The organism is Streptomyces hilarionis (genome assembly GCF_024539675.1).
GTDB lineage: Bacteria > Actinomycetota > Actinomycetes > Streptomycetales > Streptomycetaceae > Streptomyces > Streptomyces hilarionis.
In genome coordinates, this window is record NZ_JAHHIT010000432.1 from 1 (window position 1) to 471 (window position 471).

Sequence of the window (471 nt, forward strand, 5' to 3'; positions counted from 1 at the left end):
AAAGGGGATGTAAATGTGGCAGAAGCGATGGAGGCGCAGATCAGAAAAGCCGTGGCCTCGCACTCATCTAACGTCCCAGAGTTCATAGTCAGCGTATCGACTAGCGGCGAGGGCGACGCTGCAGAGGGTTTCCGCGAGGTATTTGACTGGATTCTCTGCACTAAGCGCGCGGGGGTCGATTTACCCATGACAGAAATCGGTGGTCACGATCCGCTTTTTCGGTTTGGTAGGAGATAGTTTGTGGCTGCACAACACACCATCTTGTTAGTCGGCGAGTCAAATGTCGGTAAGACTCACTACGGGGCCCAGTTTTTAAAACGGCTCATGGTGAAGTCTTGCGAGCTCAAGATGACAGGCGCGCCAACAAACCTTGAGGCATTCAATACGGCTCTCAGTTGCCTGACTGAGGGGAAGGCTACGGACCACACACCGGCTAATATCTACGTTGAAAGCGTCTGGCCCATTACGGAC

Annotated in this window: 1 protein-coding gene and 1 pseudogene; both read left to right on the plus strand. The window is 53.3% G+C overall.

Going from position 1 to position 471, the window contains the following annotated elements:
• Nucleotides 1-237 (plus strand): annotated as a pseudogene (locus tag KMS84_RS43855) (hypothetical protein); the annotation flags it as partial.
• Between the two features lie 3 nt (nt 238-240).
• Nucleotides 241-471, plus strand: a 231-nt coding sequence (locus KMS84_RS43860; RefSeq protein ID WP_256921302.1) for a TRAFAC clade GTPase domain-containing protein, incomplete at its 3' end; no start/stop codon positions are given.